Origin of the sequence: Streptomyces sp. GC420, assembly GCF_009916105.1 — a bacterium.
GTDB lineage: Bacteria > Actinomycetota > Actinomycetes > Streptomycetales > Streptomycetaceae > Streptomyces.
In genome coordinates this window covers 1-2903 of record NZ_JAAAXQ010000621.1, presented here as the reverse complement: position 1 = coordinate 2903, position 2903 = coordinate 1, and the positions used below count along the sequence as shown (strand labels likewise).

Annotated in this window: 3 protein-coding genes and 1 pseudogene; all 4 read left to right on the top strand. The window is 74.2% G+C overall.

Features of this window, described 5'->3' with window-relative positions; all coding sequences use genetic code 11:
- Positions 1 to 580, top strand: a pseudogene (locus GUY61_RS36995) (carbamoyltransferase HypF); the annotation flags it as partial.
- A gap of 5 nt (positions 581 to 585) precedes the next feature.
- Positions 586 to 852 (top strand): HypC/HybG/HupF family hydrogenase formation chaperone, encoded by a 267-nt coding sequence (locus GUY61_RS36990; protein ID WP_166634675.1) that lies wholly within the window; start codon positions 586 to 588, stop codon positions 850 to 852.
- 133 nt (positions 853 to 985) lie between these two features.
- Positions 986 to 1633 (top strand): helix-turn-helix transcriptional regulator, encoded by a 648-nt coding sequence (locus GUY61_RS36985; RefSeq protein WP_166634674.1) that lies wholly within the window; start codon positions 986 to 988, stop codon positions 1631 to 1633.
- On the top strand, positions 1630 to 2903 hold a 1274-nt coding region (locus tag GUY61_RS36980), incomplete at its 3' end, for an MFS transporter (protein ID WP_166634673.1). The genes GUY61_RS36985 and GUY61_RS36980, both read left to right, overlap by 4 nt.

Genomic DNA, 2903 nt, shown 5'->3' with positions numbered 1-2903 from the left:
GCCCTCCCTCGCACGGTCGTTCACCGCCCGCCTCGACCCGCGCGCACTGCGGGTGGTACGCACCATGGTCGAACGCGGGGTGAACTGCCCGCGGGCCTCCAGCGCGGGCCGCCTCTTCGACGCCGCGGCCAGTGTGCTCGGGCTGGGCGACGAGGTGTCCTACGAGGGCCAGGCCGCCGTCGCCCTCGAAGCGGCAGCGGGCGGGATCCGCGCGGAGGCACTGCCGTGGCGGCTGGTGCGAGCGGGCGGCATGTGGGTCTACGACCCCTCCCCCACCCTCGCCGCGCTGCTGGAGCGGACCGCCGCGGGCGAGCCGGCCGCACGCCCGGCGGCCGCGTTCCACACCACGCTGGCCGAAGTGACCACGGCCTTCGTCGAACGGGCGGTGGCGGACGGCGCGCCGCCGGTCGTCTGCCTGTCCGGAGGCTGCTTCCAGAACCGCCGGCTGCTCACCGCGGTCCGCGACTCGCTGCGGGCGCTGGGCCTGCGCGTCCTCGTCGGCAGCGCGGTCCCGGTCAACGACGGCGGCATCAGCTACGGCCAGGCCGCGGTCGCCGCGGCCCGGCTCGCGAAGGGGTGATGACGATGTGTCTCGGCATACCGGGCCGCGTACTGGAGATCCACGACTCGGGGGGCCTGCGCATGGCGACGGTGGACTTCGGCGGCGTACGGCGCGAGGTGTGCCTGGAGTACACGCCGGAAGCGGAACTCGGCATGTACGTGATCGTCCACGTCGGCTTCGCGATCACCGTCGTGGACGAGGCGGAGGCCGAAAGGACCCTGGGCGTCCTGCGTTCCATGGCCGACGCGGTCACCGGCGAACTCGGCGAGCCGATCCCCCGCCCCGGCTGACCGGCCGCCGCGGTCCGCTGCCGACGCCGGCCTCCGGCCCGGCAGTCGGCCTCCGGCCCGGCCGGGGCGCTTTCCAAAAGAAGTTCTGCAAAAATACTTTTGTAAACTCCTCGGCTCGCTCTACGCTGCCGTCATGGTCAACGACGAGCACAGACGCGTACTCGACCCGGAACAGGACGCGGCAGCCCTCAAGGCACTCACGCACCCTCTGCGCATCCGGCTGCTCGGACTGCTGCGGCAGGACGGCCCGGCCACCGCGAGTGAGCTCGCGGTCAGAACCGGGGAGTCGTCCGCGTCCACCAGCTATCACCTGCGGGTGCTGGCGAAACACTCGTTCGTCACCGAGGCCGAGCACCGTGACGGGCGTGAGCGCCGCTGGCGGGCGGCGCACTCCGTGACCTCCTGGAGCAACAAGGCGATGGCCGCCTCACCGGGCAGCCGCGCCTGGATCAGCCTGTCGCGGAGGGCCCAGATCGAACACCTGGAGGCTTCTCTCGCCCGGCACGAGGCCGACATCGCCGAAGGGCGGCTGGGCCCCGAGTGGGTGGAGCCCTCCGGCATCAGCGACCTGGGGCCCCGCCTGACCCCCGAGTCGCTCACCGAACTCCGGGAGGCCGTCGACCGGAAGCTGGAGGAACTGACCGCCCGCGACGCGGCGGACCCACGCGCCGTGCAGGTCGTACTCCTCACCGCCGGACTGCCCCTGGCACCGCGCGATCCCGCCACCGAGGCGCATCCCTCCTGCCCCGCGGCAACGGACGACACCGAGACCGTGTCGTGACCGGAACGCCGGACTTACACACCGCGCGCCGCCGCTACGTCACGGTCTGCGCTCTGTTCTGGCTGCCCCTGGGACTCAGCATCGCCCCCCTGATCCTGCTCTTCACCGAACGCGGCATGGCCATGGCGGCCATCGCGGGTTTCTTCGCCGCGCACTCCCTCACCGCCGCCGCGCTGGAGCTGCCCACCGGTGGACTGTCCGACGTCGTGGGGCGCCGCGCCGTCCTGGCCGCCGCCGGCCTGCTGAACCTGGCCGCGCTGACCCTCGTGGGCCTGAGCAGTGCTCCGTTGCTCCTCGGACTCGGCATGGCCCTGATGGGCGCGGGCCGCGCCCTGTCCAGCGGACCGGCCGAAGCCTGGTACGTCGACACCGTCCAGGCGCACTCCGGCCCCGGCGCCGAGCTGCGCACCGGCCTGGCCCGCGGTTCCACCGCCACCTCCGCCGCGCTCGCGGCCGGCACCCTGCTCGGCGGCGCCCTGCCCTGGCTGCTCGGACTCGGTCCCGATCCCGGTGCCCGGCTCGGCGAGGCGACCTCCGGGCTGGTGCTCCCCCTCTCCGTCCCGCCGCTGCTCGGCGCGGCGGTCGAGGTCGCCTTCGTGCTGTACGTCCTGACAGCCCTCCCGGAGCCGCCACGGCCCGCGGCCACCCTGCGCGGCGTCCTCCAGGCCATCCCGGCCACCGTCGTGGGAGGACTGCGGCTGGGCCGCTGCGACGCGCTGGTCCGCCGGGTGCTGCTCAGCGCCGGGGCCGCCGGCAGCGCCCTGGCCGCCGTCGAACTGCTCACGCCCGGTCGTGCGGCAGCGCTCACCGGAGCGTCGGAGTCGGGCGCGGTGCTCTTCGCCGCACTCGCCTGCGCCGGGTTCGTCTGCTCCGGTGTCGGCAGCCACCTGGCGCCGCTCATCGCCCGGCTCACGGGCAGCGGCGAGCGTGCGGTCATGGTGAGTCTCGGCACCGGCGCGGGCGGCCTGCTTCTGCTCGGCGCCACCGCGGCGTCCGCGGGAGCGGGCTCCATGTTCCTCGCGGCCACCGGCTACGGCCTGGTCCACCTCGGGCTGGGCGCGGCGGGGCCGAGCGAGAACGACCTGCTGCACCGCCGTGTGGCGAGTTCGGGCCGGGCCACCGCACTGTCCGTCCAGTCCCTCGCCCTGCAGCTGGTGGCGGCTCTCACCGGCTTGATCATCGGCATCCTTCCGCCAGGCTCGCCGCCCTGGCTGCTGGGAGGCACCGCGCTGCTGGCAGGAGCTCTCCTGTGGACGCGCCGCGCCAAGCC

Excerpts from the sequence above, each read along its gene's own strand:
- GUY61_RS36990 (WP_166634675.1), top strand. The coding sequence starts at position 586 with ATGTGTCTCGGCATACCGGGCCGCGTACTGGAGATCCACGACTCGGGG.
- GUY61_RS36985 (WP_166634674.1), top strand. The coding sequence starts at position 986 with ATGGTCAACGACGAGCACAGACGCGTACTCGACCCGGAACAGGACGCG.